This window comes from Shewanella sp. 10N.286.45.A1, from assembly GCF_041470405.1.
Taxonomy (GTDB): Bacteria; Pseudomonadota; Gammaproteobacteria; order Enterobacterales; family Shewanellaceae; genus Shewanella.
Window position 1 is genome coordinate 1 of record NZ_JBFRMK010000467.1, and the last position, 482, is coordinate 482.

The following is a 482-nucleotide window of genomic DNA, read 5'->3' on the forward strand; positions in this document are numbered from 1 at the left end:
AGCCGCTTTGTTACCGACCCAGAGATCCGCAAAATCCTTAAAGACACCGATGGACTCGGCACTGAAGCGACTCGTGCGGGGATTATTGAATTATTGTTTAAACGCAGTTTTCTTATCAGGCAGGGTAAAACAATTGTAGCCACTGACGTGGGTAAAGGACTGATTAACAGTTTACCCCATAGCGCCACAACTCCCGATATGACAGCGCTTTGGGAAAATAATTTGGACTCGATGAGTCGAAAGGAAACCCAATATCAAGCCTTTATGCAGCCACTGATCAGCAAACTTGATGAGCTGATTACCCAAGCGGGCTCCGTGCTACCCACCGCTTTGCAAGGAGTGAAAAGTCCTGCACCCTTTAAGAAAAAGTCTTATGCACGTAAAGGGAGTAAAGGGCAATCAACCGCAAAGAAACCTGCTCGAAAGCCAAGGGCAGTTAAAAGTTAGCGATTAGAATTTAATGATAACTAGGGGCTGTTGAT

General features: G+C 45.6%; 1 protein-coding gene. It reads left to right on the forward strand.

Annotation, left to right across the window (positions count from 1 at the left end; genetic code table 11):
• A partial coding sequence (locus AB4238_RS22435) for a DNA topoisomerase (RefSeq protein ID WP_372035853.1) occupies positions 1-447 on the forward strand: 447 nt, incomplete at its 5' end.
• Positions 448-482: the final 35 nt, after the last annotated feature.